Origin of the sequence: Clostridium sp. OS1-26 (genome assembly GCF_030915445.1) — a bacterium.
GTDB lineage: Bacteria > Bacillota > Clostridia > Clostridiales > Clostridiaceae > Clostridium_AM.
The window spans coordinates 3698685-3715068 of record NZ_CP133264.1; the positions used below are offsets into that span (position 1 = coordinate 3698685).

General features: G+C 29.4%; 20 protein-coding genes. 11 read left to right on the forward strand and 9 right to left on the reverse strand.

The window, feature by feature from the left end; all coding sequences use genetic code 11:
• The first annotated feature begins 127 nt into the window (after nucleotides 1-127).
• Nucleotides 128-1063, forward strand: a complete 936-nt coding sequence (locus RCG18_RS18145; protein WP_374119150.1) for a sugar-binding transcriptional regulator — start codon at nucleotides 128-130, stop codon at nucleotides 1061-1063.
• Nucleotides 1064-1152: 89 nt separating this feature from the next.
• The gene (gene deoC, locus RCG18_RS18150) at nucleotides 1153-1800 is read left to right on the forward strand and encodes a deoxyribose-phosphate aldolase (RefSeq protein ID WP_308037433.1); all 648 of its coding nucleotides are present in this window, start codon (nucleotides 1153-1155) and stop codon (nucleotides 1798-1800) included.
• A gap of 102 nt (nucleotides 1801-1902) precedes the next feature.
• Here deoC and RCG18_RS18155 read toward each other — a convergent pair whose 3' ends face one another.
• The 9 genes from RCG18_RS18155 to RCG18_RS18195 form a co-directional block, all read right to left on the reverse strand.
• Nucleotides 1903-2493 (reverse strand): 4Fe-4S single cluster domain-containing protein, encoded by a 591-nt coding sequence (locus RCG18_RS18155; protein ID WP_308037434.1) that lies wholly within the window; start codon nucleotides 2491-2493, stop codon nucleotides 1903-1905.
• Nucleotides 2494-2524: 31 nt separating this feature from the next.
• Nucleotides 2525-3799 (reverse strand): helix-hairpin-helix domain-containing protein, encoded by a 1275-nt coding sequence (locus RCG18_RS18160; RefSeq protein ID WP_308037435.1) that lies wholly within the window; start codon nucleotides 3797-3799, stop codon nucleotides 2525-2527.
• Nucleotides 3800-3815: 16 nt separating this feature from the next.
• On the reverse strand, nucleotides 3816-4241 hold the full coding sequence (locus RCG18_RS18165) for a hypothetical protein (RefSeq protein ID WP_308037436.1): 426 nt from the start codon (nucleotides 4239-4241) through the stop codon (nucleotides 3816-3818).
• 59 nt (nucleotides 4242-4300) lie between these two features.
• Nucleotides 4301-4534 (reverse strand): hypothetical protein, encoded by a 234-nt coding sequence (locus RCG18_RS18170; protein WP_308037437.1) that lies wholly within the window; start codon nucleotides 4532-4534, stop codon nucleotides 4301-4303.
• 39 nt (nucleotides 4535-4573) lie between these two features.
• Nucleotides 4574-6247 carry an AAA family ATPase gene (locus tag RCG18_RS18175; protein ID WP_374118932.1) on the reverse strand — a complete coding sequence of 558 codons (1674 nt, stop codon included), beginning with the start codon at nucleotides 6245-6247 and terminating at the stop codon, nucleotides 4574-4576.
• A 98-nt stretch (nucleotides 6248-6345) separates the two neighbouring features.
• Nucleotides 6346-7200, reverse strand: a complete 855-nt coding sequence (locus tag RCG18_RS18180) for a helix-hairpin-helix domain-containing protein (protein ID WP_308037438.1) — start codon at nucleotides 7198-7200, stop codon at nucleotides 6346-6348.
• Nucleotides 7201-7238: 38 nt separating this feature from the next.
• Nucleotides 7239-8018: a helix-hairpin-helix domain-containing protein gene (locus tag RCG18_RS18185; RefSeq protein WP_308037439.1), complete on the reverse strand. Its 780-nt coding sequence runs from the start codon at nucleotides 8016-8018 to the stop codon at nucleotides 7239-7241.
• Nucleotides 8019-8024: 6 nt separating this feature from the next.
• On the reverse strand, nucleotides 8025-8567 hold the full coding sequence (locus RCG18_RS18190; protein WP_308037440.1) for a hypothetical protein: 543 nt from the start codon (nucleotides 8565-8567) through the stop codon (nucleotides 8025-8027).
• A gap of 1 nt (nucleotide 8568) precedes the next feature.
• Nucleotides 8569-8784 (reverse strand): DUF2997 domain-containing protein, encoded by a 216-nt coding sequence (locus tag RCG18_RS18195; protein WP_308037441.1) that lies wholly within the window; start codon nucleotides 8782-8784, stop codon nucleotides 8569-8571.
• 234 nt (nucleotides 8785-9018) lie between these two features.
• Here RCG18_RS18195 and RCG18_RS18200 point away from each other — a divergent pair, with 234 nt between their 5' ends.
• The 9 genes from RCG18_RS18200 (at nucleotide 9019) to RCG18_RS18240 (ending at nucleotide 16280) form a co-directional block, all read left to right on the forward strand.
• Complete coding sequence (locus RCG18_RS18200) at nucleotides 9019-9552, forward strand: RNA polymerase sigma factor (protein ID WP_308037442.1); 534 nt, start codon at nucleotides 9019-9021, stop codon at nucleotides 9550-9552.
• Between the two features lie 4 nt (nucleotides 9553-9556).
• Entirely contained in the window at nucleotides 9557-10318 is a 762-nt protein-coding gene (locus RCG18_RS18205; RefSeq protein WP_308037443.1) for a hypothetical protein, read from the forward strand.
• A 1-nt stretch (nucleotide 10319) separates the two neighbouring features.
• Entirely contained in the window at nucleotides 10320-11186 is an 867-nt protein-coding gene (locus RCG18_RS18210; RefSeq protein ID WP_308037444.1) for an ABC transporter ATP-binding protein, read from the forward strand.
• Nucleotides 11187-11198: 12 nt separating this feature from the next.
• The gene (locus RCG18_RS18215; protein ID WP_308037445.1) at nucleotides 11199-12458 is read left to right on the forward strand and encodes a hypothetical protein; all 1260 of its coding nucleotides are present in this window, start codon (nucleotides 11199-11201) and stop codon (nucleotides 12456-12458) included.
• A gap of 11 nt (nucleotides 12459-12469) precedes the next feature.
• The gene (locus RCG18_RS18220) at nucleotides 12470-13633 is read left to right on the forward strand and encodes a hypothetical protein (RefSeq protein ID WP_308037446.1); all 1164 of its coding nucleotides are present in this window, start codon (nucleotides 12470-12472) and stop codon (nucleotides 13631-13633) included.
• Nucleotides 13634-14063: 430 nt separating this feature from the next.
• The gene (locus tag RCG18_RS18225) at nucleotides 14064-14363 is read left to right on the forward strand and encodes a hypothetical protein (RefSeq protein ID WP_308037447.1); all 300 of its coding nucleotides are present in this window, start codon (nucleotides 14064-14066) and stop codon (nucleotides 14361-14363) included.
• Nucleotides 14354-14824, forward strand: a complete 471-nt coding sequence (locus tag RCG18_RS18230; RefSeq protein WP_308037448.1) for a LysR family transcriptional regulator — start codon at nucleotides 14354-14356, stop codon at nucleotides 14822-14824. The genes RCG18_RS18225 and RCG18_RS18230 overlap by 10 nt, the downstream gene beginning before the upstream one ends.
• A gap of 23 nt (nucleotides 14825-14847) precedes the next feature.
• Nucleotides 14848-15270 carry a substrate-binding domain-containing protein gene (locus RCG18_RS18235; protein WP_308037449.1) on the forward strand — a complete coding sequence of 141 codons (423 nt, stop codon included), beginning with the start codon at nucleotides 14848-14850 and terminating at the stop codon, nucleotides 15268-15270.
• A gap of 182 nt (nucleotides 15271-15452) precedes the next feature.
• Complete coding sequence (locus RCG18_RS18240; protein WP_308037450.1) at nucleotides 15453-16280, forward strand: 4Fe-4S binding protein; 828 nt, start codon at nucleotides 15453-15455, stop codon at nucleotides 16278-16280.
• Nucleotides 16281-16384 lie beyond the last annotated feature (104 nt).

Consider the following 16384-nt stretch of genomic DNA (forward strand, 5'->3'; position numbering starts at 1 on the left):
ATATCCAATGGTAAAAGTTATTCTGATAATATCATTGGATAAGCAATTAATCAGAGCTTTTGCTTTGTTTAAAAAAGCACTATATAATATGTATAGGATAATAGGAAGAGAACAGGAAGTGAAAGCTATGGATAATGAAAAGCAGCAATTAAGTGTGGAAGTGGCAAGACTATATTATCAATCAGATTATAGCCAACAGCAGATTGCAACACAACTTGGTATATCAAGACCAACTATATCAAGACTTCTTCAGTATGCCAAAGAAAAGGGTTATGTCAAAATTAGTATTATTGATCCTTTTGCTGATTTAGATAATTTAGCTAGCCAATTAAAAGAAAAATATAGATTGGATGATGTTCGTGTTGTTTTCTCACCAAAGGATGATTATGTTTCTATTAGAGAATATATAAGTAAGGAAGCGGCAGAATACTTACAGGAAACCATAAAGAATGGAGATATTCTTGGAGTAAGTTGGGGAACAACCATGTATGAAATTGCTAAAAGGCTTGTTCCCAAGAGTGTTAAAGGTGTGGAGGTAGTTCAACTAAAAGGGGGAATAAGTCACTCAGAAGTAAATACATATTCTTCAGAAACAATTGCCCTTTTTGCTGAGGCTTTTCAGACAGTGCCAAGATACTTGCCCCTGCCTGTAATTTTTGATAATGCTGTTGTAAAACAAATGGTAGAAGAAGATCGTCATATTAAGAACACTATTGAAATGGGCATTCAAGCTAATGTAGCTATTTTTACAGTTGGTACTGTTCGAGATGGAGCATTACTTTTCCGTTTAGGTTACTTAAGCGAAGATGAGAAAGAGCTTTTAAAGAAGAAAAGCGTAGGAGATATCTGCTCACGTTTTTTTGATGAAAATGGCGAGATTTATGATGAACAAATTAATAATCGCACTATAGGTATATCTTTAGATGCTCTTAAGCAAAAAGAAAAATCTATTCTAGTTGCAGGTGGTAAGTATAAGATAAAGGCAATTAAAGGGGCCTTAAATGGAAAATGTGCTAATATTTTAATTACCGATCAATATACCGCAAAAAAACTTTTAGAATAACACTTGAACAAAATTTCATAATAAACTTTACAAATGTTCGAAAAGGTTTTATTATAAATATATAATAAATGATTAAGGGGAGATTTATAATGAATATCGCTAAAATGATTGATCATACAGCATTAAAACCAGATACAAAAAGAGAACAAATTCTACAATTAATAGAAGAAGCAAAAAAATATCAATTTGCATCAGTTTGCGTAAACCCATACTGGGTTAAAACAGCAAGTGATGGACTAAAGGATAGTGGAGTAGATGTATGTACTGTTATAGGATTTCCACTTGGAGCTAATACAACTGAAACAAAAGTATTTGAAACAAAGGATGCCATTAAAAATGGAGCAACTGAAGTAGACATGGTTATTAATGTTGGCGAGCTAAAAGACAAAAATGATGTTTACGTAGAACAAGACATTAAAGCTGTTGTAGAAGCAGCAAAAGGAAAAGCATTAGTAAAAGTTATTATTGAAACTTGTCTTTTAACAGATGAAGAAAAAATAAGAGCTTGTAAGTTAGCTAAAAAAGCAGGCACGGATTTTGTAAAAACATCAACAGGATTTTCAAAAGGTGGAGCTACAGTAGAAGATATTGAATTAATGCGTAAAACAGTAGGAAAAGAGATGGGCGTTAAGGCTTCCGGTGGCATCCATAACAAAGAACAAGCGATGAATATGATAGAAGCAGGTGCAAGTCGTATAGGTGCAAGTGCAGGTATCGCAATTATTTCTGAAAAATAAAGAATAGCAATTACTTATTTAGAAGTACTAACACATCAATCTGAAATTTTAAATTATGTATAAAGCACTGCCACTACAGTTGTAATGGCAGTGCTTTAATAATTACACTTTAAACAATTCTTTTATAGATTCAAAGTCCCCCATACCATTTATTAATATTTTCCCTTGAGAATCCATTCTTACTTCAATCTGATTTTTTATTTCATATAGGTTATTTTTTATGTGATTATATCTATCTGTTAAAAAATGATATCTTTGATTAGAAGAGCCCACCCAAGGTCTGCTTAAGTCTTTTTTTTCTTTAATATAGGGTCCGTCTATTAAAATATCTGTTATACCTAGCAAATTCTTAATATCATCATTTGAAGACTCTTGTAATTCCTCTAATAAATAGCCTGTAAAGGTAACAATAGATAAGTTTTCTTTTTTTAATATTGCTCCAAGTTTACTTAGGGCTTGAGCTTGTTCAAAGGGTTCTCCGCCAACAAAGGTAACACCCTCTATTTCAGGACCATTCAATATTTTTTGTGCCAATTCTTCTACAGTTACTTCATAACCTTTATCCTTATCCCATGTAGATGGTGCCGCACAGCCAGGGCAGTGCCTAGAGCAGCCCTGTACCCAGATGCAAGCTCTTTTTCCTGGTCCCTCTACATTGGTTACAGATAAAAATCTGTGAATTCTAAGCTTCATTTAAATATATATCCTTTCTCAATTAACCACTTTAATAATCAACAATTCTTCCCTTAAGCGGGTTATTTATATTGTCATTAATAATTTCTTCACTCTTTTTAATAACTTCATGTTTAGCAGAATTTTTCTTAAGGCCGCTAGTTTCGAAGGATAAATATTCTTTTAAATTCTCTGCTTCATGAGGTTTCAAGTTAAGTACATCTATAATATCATCTAAGGATGTAAATATTACATTATTTTTTCTTTCTGATAATATCCTTTCTGATCTTTCTAAAGTAAAGTAGGGAAGAGTTAGTAATTGATCTAAAGGTACATTATTGATATTAATTAATTTATTTTTAGGTTGATTATTCTCTAGTATGCCTATGCTAGCTTTACTGCTCGTGGATTTTGGTGTATTCTTATCCGATTTATTCTTTATCTGTTTTGTCTTATTTGGCTCCAAAATTCTTTTTTTAGAAGTTTTTTGTGAGATGATTTTTGAGATATAAGTTTGATTTAAATAATCATTAATTTCTAAAAATAAATTTGATAATACTTTAAAATCGTTTCTAGAACAATATATATTATAATATTTATTCAAAACTATAGCAGTACTATCATAATCAATATCCATTGTAAGGATATCTTCCCAGCTAATTAAGATCGTATTTCTTGAATTCTTTAAATATATACCATCATGGCAAATTGCAAATCCTTCTTTAAAATCTGCTGTGCTCATATTATATAAAGCAATTAATTTTTTATAGTTGGTTATGCCCAGAGATGCCCTTAATTTATTTAATGTCGTAAGTGGTATGTCATTGGTAAGGTATGTATCCATAGCCATGTATTTTTCGCATATTTCTTTTAGGATGTTGACGGATATTTCCACATTTTCCACGCTTTTTAGAACAATTTCTTTTGGAGCAGAATCCTTATATATATGATCTTTAATATCTAAAAGAAATTCAGCTAACATTTTACTACGATAGTCACCATAAATATCAATATTATAAAAGTTATTTAGTATTAAATAATGATCTTTTGTGTTAAAACAAACAGAATCAAGATCATCCCACAAAATTACATTGCTACAATTTGAAGCATGTCTCCAATATAAGCCATCACTACAAATTGCTAAACCATCTTTACAGCTTCCAAATATAGTGTTATCGTAAAGCGCAATGATTGCCGAAGTTTTAGGTATTTTAAAGCTTTCTCTGGCATTTCTTAATTTTTTAGGTGGTATATTTTCGTAAAAATATAAATCGTCGCATTCATGTCGTTTATATATTTCTTTTATAGTTTCAAATGAAATTATCATAGCGTTAACCTTCCTGTTAGATATTAATGGTTATAACAATAGAGTTATCTTCCATAATCTCTTCGCTTTCGATTTTATATCCTTTTTCTTCAACCTTAGTCTTTAGATTTTCATAGGTTTTGTTTTGAACATTACGTCTATAATCCTCATCTAAATTATTTAAGTTCATGATTATATCTTTTAAGTCTTTTTCATTTTCTATCTCTATCATATAAGATGAGTTTTCATTAAGTTTAAATTTAAAAGTATGATTATCAATCCTACAATTTATAATTCCATTGATTTGTGTTGAATAATTAACTCCATAATCATCTAAAGTTTTCATTAGTATACTTTTGTCTTTAAAGTTTGTTGGATATGATTTAGGTATAACTGTATTTGTATTCTCATTTAAATTTGTAACGAATACTTTTCTGCCTGAGGTCTTTTCTATTTTCTGCATAAACATAGCTATGCTTTCTTTTAGATCATATTTTGAAAATACTGCTGTCCACTTTCCGTCTATAAACTCCCAAAAGAAAAATTCTTTTCACCATTAATATGAGTTTTTATACTATCTCCCCACTGCACAGCATCAAATCCAGCTTTTCTTACAGTACTAACCAATTCCTTCTCATCTTTAAAATTTGTTTTAACTTTAACCTGTAAGGATTCAACCATTTCCTCAAATCTCTTTTTTCCCATAACACCGCGCACAACTAATGCTAATGGTATTAGTGCTAATGATATTGACATTTAAAAATCCTCCTACATACTATTATTTTAATAAAGTTTTTAAAAATCTATTGCTCTTCCACCTCTACTGGATTTAATATCTTCAGAATTGTTAGAATTTCCTTCAGATCTATTTTCTTCTCTAATTTCTATTGCTTCATAATTGGTACGATCTTCTCTAGGGGTTGCTGCTACTGCACGTACATTAGCCCATTCACGTATAGCTCTGATTTGTTCTGCCTGAGTCACAACAAGAGGCACTGTATTCTTTATGGTTTTTTCAAAGTCTTCAAAAGTAATGCTTCTATCTTCAGAATAAGCTTCAAATAAAGCTGATATTACTGATTGTTCTATTTCTGATCCAACAAAACCTTCGGTTATTTGGGAAAGCTTATTTAAAACCTCATCAGTTAGAGTAAAATCTCCCTTTACAAAGTCATCTTTGATTCTTTTATTTATATGAACATTAAATATATCTTTTCTTTCAGTAAAAGTAGGTAAATCTACAAAAAATATCTCATCGAAACGTCCTTTACGCAATAATTCAGCAGGGAGCTGACTTATATTGTTTGCAGTTGCTACTACAAATACTGGCTCTGTTTTTTCCTGCATCCAGGTTAAAAAGGTTCCAAATATTCTTGTGGTTGTTCCACTATCTCCAGAGCCTTGACCACTTAGCCCTTTTTCAATTTCATCTATCCAAAGTATTGATGGTGAAACTGCTTCTGCAGTCTTTATAGCTTTTCTCATATTTTCTTCACTACTTCCAACAATGCCGCTAAAGATTCTACCCATATCGAGACGTAAAAGTGGAAGCTGCCACATAGCACTTATAGATTTTGCAATTAAACTTTTACCACAACCAGGCACACCAGTTATCAAAACTCCCTTAGGAGCAGGTAATCCATATTTTTTCGCAGAATCAAGCCAGGACTTATTACGTTTCATAAGCCATCTCTTTAGATTTTGTAATCCTCCAACATCATCGATATTTAGATCACTTTTTATAAATTCCAAAATACCAGTTTTTTTAATAACTTGGCACTTTTCATCTAAAATTAATTCTATATCGTTACCATCCAAGCTTCCATCTTGAGCCATTGCACGAGCAAAGGAGTTTTCAGCTTCCTGAAAGGTCAAACCTAATGCAGCTTTTGATAATCTTTCTTTCTCATCCTCATTAAGATTTATATTAATTCTTCCAGTAGCTCCGTTTACATTAATCATTTCGTTCAGTAAGGATTTTATCTCCTCAGCAGTAGGTAGATTGAAGTCCAATATACTTATATCCTTTTGTAAATCCATAGGTAGTACTAAACTTGGAGAAACAAATATTACATTTTTAGGTCTAGGGCTTTGTTTTATATTTGATGCAATATCTCTTATCTTTCTTACTATTTCATTATCTTGATTTCTTCCGTTAACTCCAAAGAATACATGAAAATCCTTCAGTATAAATACTGCTGCCTCCGAATATTTTTCTATAAACTCTAAGGCTTTAATAGGTGATTTTGTTTCCTGTGAGCCTTTTTCTGATTGTCCGATTATTCCAGAGGTTAAACTCCAGGTAAATATCTGCCTAGGAGTCCTTATAGTATCTTTATTGCTAGCTACATCTTTTATTACCGATAAAACCCTGTCTTCTTCCCATGTAGGAATATATATGTATGGGAATCTAGCTTTTAATAAACTGCATAAATCCCTTTTAAATTTGTGTGTAGTGTTTTTCTCCATTTGTATCTCTCCTTGTATGCCAAATTATTAAAATCATACTTATATTAAATTTATAAATAAGGTATAGATAACATAAAAACTATCTATACCTGCATTTATTAAAAGTCGACTATTCTTCCAATTTTACTAGAAAACTCATTAGTTTTAGACTCAGTTTCAATTTTATTCACTATAATTAAAGGCTTAATTCTCTCCAATACATGAGGTTTTAAGGATAATATTTCTGCAAATTCAGCTATTGAATTGAAAGATCCTTTAGTTTCCCTATGATTTATTGCTTTTTTAGCAAGTATTAAACCTATACCAGGTAGGGAAGCTAGTTCGCCTTCAGAGGCTGTATTAATATTTATTGCTTCTTTTTTACCTTTAATTAATATATTGTCTGTTTTATCCCTAGAATTATTAACTTGATTTATTTTAATTTCTTTTGTACTTTGTAGGTTATCTTTAGTCTTTGGAATTTTTTTATCTTTAGTTAACAAACTTTCTGATTCCCTTGTAGTAGCAGTAAACTCATTTACTATAGATTCTTTTATATTTTCTTGTGAATCTTTAACCTCTGAAACTTTTTTATCTGAATTTATTAATTTATTTTTTTCTATAATTGCTTTTACTTCATCTTTGGTTAATATTTTTCCTTCTCGAATTGCTTCTAGCCTAATTAAGTATTCCTTTCTTATCCAAAATGCTTGGATTATTGCCATAATTTGGAGTAAGTTGCAATATTTTTCTAAAGCTTCATAATCTCCTGGGTGACCGCCTGAAAAATAAAGCAAACAAATAGATATAATCAGAGGAGTAGCATAAAATATACCCCAATAAATCCATCGTTTAACATTTGTTGTTAAGCCAACATACAAAATAGCCATCCAATTCATCATAGGAATAAATGCAACTATTATATAACAAGATTCACTTATTTCCCATTTAGAACCTTTAGATGTAACCGCCATATTAATCATCAACCTTTACAATAATTTAAATAGAATAGCTAAAAATCCACTATTCGTCCATTTTTATTAGAAATATTGCTATTTTTATGTTCATGTTCTAAGCACTTAACTGTTATTAAAGGTTTAATTCTTTCCAACACATGAGGTTTCAAAGATAGTACTTCTGCCAATTCATCTACTGAATTAAAATATCCTTTAGTTTCTCTATGATTTATTGCCTTTTTAGCAAGTATTGAACCTATACCTGGTAGGGAAGCTAGTTCACTTTCAGAAGCTATATTAATATCTATGAATTTATTTTTATAATCTTCTTTATCAGATTCTTCTGATTCTATAGGTGATTCTTTAACTTCAATCTTTGCACTTTTTTCAACGCTGAAGTTAGGTTCTACAACGCCATTTCCGCTAACAGATTGTGGATATCCAATGTCTTCTAAATTCATTTTTGAAAGTTTTATTGTGGTTATAATTTTTTTTACCTCAGAATCAGATAAAACTTTACCTCTTTTAATGGCATCCAATCTAATAAGATATTCTGTTCTTATCATAAAGGCATGAACTATTCCAATTATGCCCAAAATAATAGTTAAACCAGCCGTAAAACTATTATTGATTCCTGCTGCTATAGCTAATATGAAAGGTATTGAATATATTAGTCCGCTAAATATCCATTTTTTACATTTTGTCTTATATCCAATATAAAAAAAACCTATCCAATTAAAAAAAGCTAAAGTAAAAGTAAAAAGAATCCATAAAGAATTTAATATTTCCCACTTTTTCCCTCGTGATGTAATATTCATTATCATACCAACTTTCATAAAATATTAGAAATCTACTATTCTTCCTCTATCTTTTGTTTCATTATCTTTAATACTACTTTCTTTATTTTCTGAGATATCTTCATTTGAAATTATATTTTTAGATTCTTGTGTCAATGTTATATTTCTATTATCTGCATAAAAAGACTCCTTTTCAGCATAGGTACTTTGAGAATTTATTCTAGTTTCATTAATAAACCCGTCTATATCAACGTCATCTAAATACTTACTTTTTATAAATCTACCACCACTCTTTAGCATTCTATCATATCTAATAAGGTATTCTTCTCTTATCTTAAAGACATGGACTATACTTATTATTCCCGAGATTATTACTCCATAGAAGGTTAAGTCTGTAAATTTTCCCATTATTATAGTTAAAATTAAGGGCAATGCATAAAGCATACCATAATACATCCACTTTTTACACTTTACTAACCAACCGCAATATAAAAAAGTAAACCAGTTGAAGAAGCCTAAAAAGAAAGTAGGTAATACAATAATAGAATTAATAATTTCCCACCTCTTACCTCTATCTGTAACCGCCAATTTATTCACCAGCCTTTAATTCTTGATGTTCAACCTCATCTAACATTACTTTTTCTGTTTCATAATATTCTTTTGTATAATCAGAATCCACCGTCTCAGCTTGTAAAATATCTTCTAATATTTTAATGTAATCAGTGCATTTTTTACCTTTTACTCCTTGAACTTCAGCTTGTACAGTTCCATCTTCAAAAATCTGGACTTTAATTCGTTTTGTCAATTTTACTCCCCCTCAGTAAGTGTAATTTTTGTAGAGTTGTACCATTATATGAATTTAATAGTATACAGATTAATTATATATTTTTAGAGGGTTTTTTTCAACATTTGCCAATATGTTAATATAATTCCAAGTGTAATTTGTGCAGAACTATAAAATAAAATTTTAAAACTATTTTTAAACTTATTACGAATATATAAATAGATGGAAAAAACTACATAAGAATGTGAGAAAAATATGGACAAGAAACTTATAAAACAGATAAGAAAAGGAAATAGATCAGCTGCAAATGACCTTATTTCTAGATACTATAAAGAAATATATACATATGTATACAAGCAAACTATTGATAAAGAGCTGTCTATGGATTTAACTCAAGATATATTCATAAGCATGTTAAAGTCCATAGATAACTTTGATGACAAGAAAGCCTCCTTTAGAACATGGTTATATAAGATAACAACTTATAGAATTGTAGATTACTATCGATCCAGATACTATAAATACACTAAGATTTCTGTACCTATTGAAGATACAAAAATCTATGATGACAAGGACATTATAACTGCAATAGAGTACAAGCAAGATGCAGAAGGAATAATAGCAATAGTAAATACCTTTGATTCCATATGTCAGCAGATAGTTAGATTAAAGTTATTTGGTGAATATACTTTTAAAGAAATATCTACTATCCTTCAGATATCAGAATCTACAGTAAAAACCAAATATTATTCTACAATAAATAAAATAAGAAGTTTGTGCAAGGAGTAATAAGATGAAAAAGGACAAGTTGTATATAGATATGCCAGATGAAATTACTATACAAAATGAGATAAATTCCATATTAGAAAAAGGTATTAAAAAAGAAGAGCCTTTCTATTTGTATATGAAAAACATGTACAGAAAGATAGGAGTTAAATATCTATTTCATGATGTAGGAGAAATCATATTTACTGTAACTTTGATTTTAACTTTATTAATTCTAGTTGCTGCAAATATAACTTCCGTGATAAATATAAAATCTGAAAGATTATATGTTTTTATAATGATAGTGTCGCCAATCCTATATTTAGTTATGTCCTTGCTAGCTTTTGTAATTGCAAAGGATAGAGGAACCTATGAAATAATGATGACTTGCAAGCACAATTTATACGAGTTGGCAGCCTTTAGAATGTTTGTATTTAGTATTATATGCATTTTATCTAATGTAGTACTTATATGTATAATCACAGCTAGGTATGATGAAATAAACTTTTGGAGAGCTTTTGTAATTTCTGTTACTTCTCTATTTTTATTCTCTACCACTTTTTTATATACCATGTTTATTACAGGTTGGAAATTTGTAAAGTACATTGTAATAATAGGGTGGATATTTATTAATCTTGCTTTAAGTATATTAAATAGGAATATTTACATTGAGTTTCTTACATCAATGCCTATTTTTGTATATTTAATTGTAACAGCATTCTGCATATATACTTACTTAAAAAATCTAAAAAAACTTATTAATTTTTCAAGTATGAAAGGGGCTATTTAAAATGTTATCAGTTAACAATGTCAGTAAAAGTTATGGTGATTTTTTAGTGCTTAAAGATATTAATCTAGAATTATCAAAGGGAGTATATGGCTTACTTGCACCAAATGGAGCAGGCAAAACTACTCTTATAAAAATGCTAACTACATTACTTTATCCAGCAGAAGGAGAAATTTTATATGATGGCAAGGATATAGTTAAAATGGATGAAGATTACCGTGATATATTGGGATATTTACCTCAAAACTTTGGATATTACAAAAACTATAGTCCTACAAAATATCTCCTCTATTTAGCTGTGCTAAAAGGCATAGAGAAAAAAACAGCAAAAAACAAAGTTGAAGAGGTTTTAAAATCAGTAGGACTTGAAGAGGTAAAAGATAAGAAAATGAAGAAATTTTCTGGTGGAATGATTCAAAGGGTAGGTATAGCTCAGGCAATACTAAATGATCCTAAAGTTCTTATTTTAGATGAGCCAACTGCAGGACTAGATCCTAAAGAAAGAGTACGTTTTAGAAATTTAATCAGTGAATTATCAATGAATAGAATAGTTATTCTTTCCACACATATAGTATCTGATTTAGAATCAATAGCTAATGAAATAATTATGATAAAGGATGGAGCAATTGCTTATAAAGATAATATTGAAGGTATATGTAAAATGCTTCAAGGCAAAATCTATGAAATAGAGGTGAACTTTAAAGATATAGAAGGGTTTAGAGAGCAGTATTTTTCATTATCTGAAAGGCAGGAAAATGAGAAAATTAGAGTAAGATTTATATGTGATGGAAAGGTAGAGGGTCAATGGGAAGCTGTTTATCCAAATTTAGAAGATGTATTTTTATATGTTTATAAAGATGAGCAGATATAAGAGGGGAAACGTATGAATGTTAAGTTAAATGAGTTTAAAAAGATTATAACCTCTCCTGTAATATTAAGTCTTTTAATTATATTCATATTTTTTAACTTCTTTATAATATTTGAAAATTCATTTTGTAGAGCCGAGCTTAAGGTTTTAAATAATATTGTAAGTAAATTTGGATACAAAATAGATAAGGAAACTTTGGAAAATTTTAAGAATTATTATGATGAAAGATTGAAAGAGATGAATGAGATTACCTATAAGAAGACTTCAAGAACCTATGAAAGTGCTTCTGAATTTTTTCAATATAAAAATCATGAAAGTAATGTATACAGTAAAGATGATATGGAGTTTTTTAAGAATTTATCTATTGAAGAAGGTTATTATTTTACGGCCAGAAATATTGATTCTATTTATAATAAAATTGACATCATACAAATAGCTGAAGGCGAAATAAAGAAGTATAATTTTAGCGGAAAGGCTGCCGAAATTGTAAGAAGTGAGTATAAAAGCTTTAATAAGAGATTTAATGAATTAATAAAAAATGAAGAACATAAAAATCTATTTTTCATGGGAAATACATATAGAATGCATTCTTTGCTGTTTAAGGACTTATTTAGGAGTTTTATATTTGAAATAATTATATTATCTGTACTTGTTACAGGGTATTCGGTAAATTATGAATTTGATAATAGTACTCAGCTTTTAGCATACTCTACTAAAAGAGGGAGGAACTTAATTAAAGATAAACTTTTATCTTCTATATTTGCAAATTTAATAACTGCTACATTAATTATAAGTACAGGAATTATGGCATACTTTACTACATTTAATTATTCAGGATTATGGAATATACCTATAAGCAGCTATTTTAATGCTGAATATAATCATCCGTATATGAGTAAGTGGAATATGACCTTCATTCAATACCTTATTTGTGGAATAGTTATTATCTATATCTTAACTTTTCTTTTTACAGGTATTACTTTTGTAATTAGCAGATATATGAAAAATAGTTATATTGTATTTTTTATTTTTGCCACAGTATTTTCTGGAGCTTTAGTACTTTCTAGTTTTTTACCTACAAATAGCAGTGCGGTTTTTATAGGAGGATTTACGCCTTTTATGTTAAGTATGAATTCTTCTTTCTGGTTTATGGAATCTGGGGCCTTTGCTACTTTTAAATACTATGAATTAATTATAGTGTTAATGTGGACAACCATTATGATTATTTCAAATATTTTGTCCATAAAAAGCTTTAAAAAAATCGATATATCTTAAGGAGGATTTAAATGGGTATAGTCATTAATGAAATCAAGAAAATATTTAATACTAAAATGGTGATTTTACTTATAATAATTAATATAATTATGTATTTTTTGCTTATTGAATTTGACATTAAGCATTTTCCTAATGGCAGACCAGCAGGAGATAACTATAGAATAGCGGTTCAAATGCAAAAGGACTATGGAACAAATATGGATGAGGAAGAGTTCGAAAACTTTAAAAGTATATATAATGAAAAACTGAAAGAGGCAGATAAGTATATTCAAGGAGATAAAGAGTTTAGGGAACTGGGTATAAAAAATTATAAGGAATTCATTGAAAAAAAAGAAGAAAATTTGTATAAAGATAAAGAAAGTGAAAGTAAACTTGACAAACTGTACAGTAGGATAATGTTTAAAGAGATGGTAGATTTATTTTGGGAAATACCACAAAGAGAAGATATAATTAAACGATATGAAAACAAAGATAAATTTATGTTTATGAACTATAGGAATCTTACAAAACAGCAGGAGACAAGGATTAAAGAAATTTTGAATAATAAAAGTGATACATCCGTATTTCATGAGGTTATTATCGAAAATTATAATTTTCTTATCTTTCATGTTTCTTTAGCTATACTTATTAGCACAATATTTATGATTTCTCCAGTATATTTAAGGGATAACAAAAATAATATAAATTTTTTGCAGTATACATCTAAAAAGGGAAGAAAAATATTTAAAAGTAAGGCTATAGCTGCAATTATATCCTCTTTTATAATAACAACAATTCAATTTATATGCTTCTTTGCGCTGTATTCTCAGAATAAGGTAGGTATGTTTTTTCACTCTAATATAAACTCTCTTTTAAATTTTAGACATTCATGGTACGACATTACTTTTATTCAGTACATAGCAATTACAGTAGCAGCTGTATATATACTGGTATTGGCATTTACAATGATGTCTATACTTGTTTCTAGTACTGCACATAATTATATAGCTTTGGTAGGTGTACAGCTTCCTATTGCTCTTTTAATCTTTAAAGTGTTTTTAAGAACTGCTGTAACAGATTTAGTAGATATTAGATTTAAGGAGGGGATTGTCCCTTTATGTTATGCTGTTGTTGTTATATTGCTTATAGCATTAATTATTAAAAGATGGAGAAGGGAAAGAGTAGCAGATATTTAAAGACACGCACAGGTTATTTACTTTAGAGATAAATTTATTTGACTATATTTTAAGTCAATGTTGAAAATCAAAAACTTTATGACTTAATGTGATATAATCCATGCTTATATAAAAATAACTGATTTAAAAAAAGAAGCGATATTTGTTTGGAAAATTTATTTACAATTAATATATAACTAAAAGTTAAAATATTTTCAAAAATTATTCTTATCATAATAATTATATTTTATCTTAGAAACCTTTAACTTGCAAGAAAATATAAGTATATTTAAGTGTAGGTGTACATATTTATCAACAGTTTATAAGTTTATACCAAGACAACATTTATCATCATTTATGACATTTAGAGTTGCTGAAAAATAATGCTATAATATTTTCAATATAAGAACGTTTTTATATTATTTTATAATATATTTTTGGAGGAATTTTTATGCAACAAGTTTATGAAACAAAACGCCTTGTATTGAAAATATTAGATAAAACTTATGTGGAATTAGTTTTAGATTATTACTTAAGAAATAAGTTGTTTTTAGAAGAATGGGAGCCTAAAAGGAGTGAAGAATTTTATACAAAGTGGTATCGAGAAGAACAATTGGATAAAGAGTTAGTTAATATTGAAAATGGTAATTCCTTTAGAGTATGGCTTTTTATCTATGGTTATGATATCATGAACCCGTTAATTCATATAATCAATAATTTCTACAATAGGAGATGGACAATATGGATATGAGACAATTAAAAACATTTATAACCATTGCAAGACTGAATAGTTTTACTCAAGCAGCAAATCAGTTGGGATATGCACAGTCATCCATTACTTCTCAGATTCAGTTATTAGAAAAGGAATTAGGCACTCGGCTATTTGAAAGGTTTGGTAAAAATATATCCCTTACTTCAGAAGGAAAAGAATTCCTTTTATATGCCAAACAATTACTTGATCTTTGGGAAAAGGCTAAAGGCGTAGTAGCTTTTTCGGAAATTCCTAAAGGCACTCTTACTATAGGTGTGGTGGAATCTATCTGCGCTGTCAAACTACCTAAATTTTTAAAAGAGTATAATAAATGTTATCCTGATGTAGAAATTGTCTTGAAAATTGGTACTTCATGTGAACTTCAGTCATTACTTAGGGAAAACCAAATTGATGTAGCGATTTTACTTGATCAAAAATTTCTTCTCCTGAATTTATTATAGAATTTCAGCAACAAGAACCAGTAATGTTACTAGCTGCTCCTGACCATACTTTAGCAGGAGAAGAGAGCCTTTATCCTGAAGACGTATCCAAATATTCATTGATACTTACAGGACAGGACTGTATTTGTCGAAATCTCTTCGAAAAATTTTTAAAAGATGCAAATGTAACTCCAAAATTAACTATTGATACAAGCAATGTTCAAACGATTAAAGAGCTTGTTATTTCAGGCTTCGGTATAACACTTCTACCTCGATTTGCAGCTATTGATGAAGTGGAAAGTAACCAGTTAACAGAGCTTTGCTGGCGTGGTACAGCTCTTGATATCATGACACAAGTTATTCGTCATAAGGATAAATGGATTTCTTCCGCCTTAAGAGAATTTATAAGAATGATACAAAAACTGAATTTTAATCGATTCAGTTTTTTGTGGCAGTGGAATTTTTAAGTTAGATCAATCGATTTTTTCGAATTATGCGATTAAAACTATCAATTTTACTAATAACAAAGTGCATGATATTATAATAAGCATAGGAGGAATTAATTATATTAGGTGATATTTATAAACAAATATAATTAACCTTAAGAGATATTGTAGTGTATAGGATTATGATTATATGGAGGGGTTATATGGACAAGCAGGACATAATAAAAATAGCGACACATTTTGTAGAAAACTCAGAAGAAAACATTATAACAAAGCAAATTGCGCTTTCAGAAAATGTTGTAGGAATGAAGATTTTTGATGCTCCCATTTTTGCCTTTGGTGATGCAAATGATGAGTATTTCAAATTATTGAAAGAACCATCTGCAGTAGGTAATCATTTTTGGCTTCCACAAGAGTGGTTACCGCAGTCCAAAACAGTTATATCATTCTTTTTGCCATATACAGAAGCAGTAAAGCGCGGCAATAGAAAAGATATGTCATGGCCATCTGAAGAATGGTTACATGGACGTATTGAAGGTGAAGTTTTGTCAAATAAGCTATGTGAGTATTTGAACTCTAAATTGATAGATAATGGATATAAAAGTATTATACCGTCTTTGGATGAAAGGTTCTGGTATAAAGCAGGATATAATAACGCTACGCCTCATCCTGATGTATCATTTACAAGTAATTGGTCTGAAAGACATGTAGCTTTTGTTTGCGGACTTGGAACATTTGGCCTTTCTAAAGGACTTATAACTAAAAAAGGTATTGCAGGCAGCTTTGGCAGCATTATAACTGAATTATATTTACCTCCAGATAAAAGAGAATATGAAAGCACTTATGAATATTGTTCTATGTGTGGTGCATGTATAAGAAATTGCCCTGCAAATGCCATATCCATAGATAAAGGGAAGAACCACATTCTATGTTCTAATTTCTTAGACAAAACAGAAGAAAAACACAAACCAAGATATGGTTGCGGAAAATGCCAAGTAGGGGTGCCCTGCCAGAGTTGCATCCCTAAATAGAAAAACTGTAAGCAGATTTTTTAATTAATTAATCTGCTTACAGTCTTTTTATTTGCTTTGTAAATGATCGAAATGAAGTGAATTATAATAATATAATTCTATGT